This window comes from Pseudomonas laurentiana (assembly GCF_014648275.1).
Classification (GTDB): domain Bacteria; phylum Pseudomonadota; class Gammaproteobacteria; order Pseudomonadales; family Pseudomonadaceae; genus Aquipseudomonas; species Aquipseudomonas laurentiana.
The window spans coordinates 1-552 of sequence record NZ_BMQU01000182.1 but is presented as its reverse complement, the minus strand read 5'-3'; the positions used below and the strand labels follow the sequence as shown (position 1 = coordinate 552).

The 552-nt window shown below is 35.1% G+C and carries 1 protein-coding gene; it reads right to left on the bottom strand.

Annotation, left to right across the window (positions count from 1 at the left end; all coding sequences use genetic code 11):
* The coding region (locus IE038_RS25755; protein WP_498053059.1) for an NADH-quinone oxidoreductase subunit H at positions 1 to 263 on the bottom strand (263 nt) is incomplete at its 3' end.
* Between the last annotated feature and the right edge of the window lie 289 nt (positions 264 to 552).

Here is a 552-nt window from a genome sequence, read left to right as displayed (position 1 = left end):
TCTTTCCACCCGCCCAAGTAAAGAACTGTTACAAAGAATGAAGAAGCTAATAGATTTAGATAAGAAGCAACGTAAAATAAACCAAATTTGATACCCGAATATTCAGTTTGATAACCCGCTACCAATTCTTCTTCCGCTTCTGGTAAATCAAAGGGCAATCTTTCACATTCTGCCAGAGATGAGATGAAAAAAGCTAAAAACCCTATAGGCTGACGCCACAAATTCCATCCTAAAAAACCATATCTGCACTGTGCTTCAACTATATCAATTGTACTTGAACTATTCGATAATTATAGTCGACAGAAACATCACTGTTTTCATCTCTATTCCAAAACCGTACGTGAAACTTTCACTTCATACGGCTTCTCAATGGTCATTAAGAAATAAAGAACACAATAAAAAAAAGCACCAGATCATACATAAATTGAACCAATGAGATTCCGTCTGCTACAAATAATAGGAGCTTTTGAACCTATCTTAACCTTCAGTATTTTTTTTTTTGCGAGAGAAAGAAAACTGTGTTAAAGGTTTACTTCGTTCTGGATAGCCATT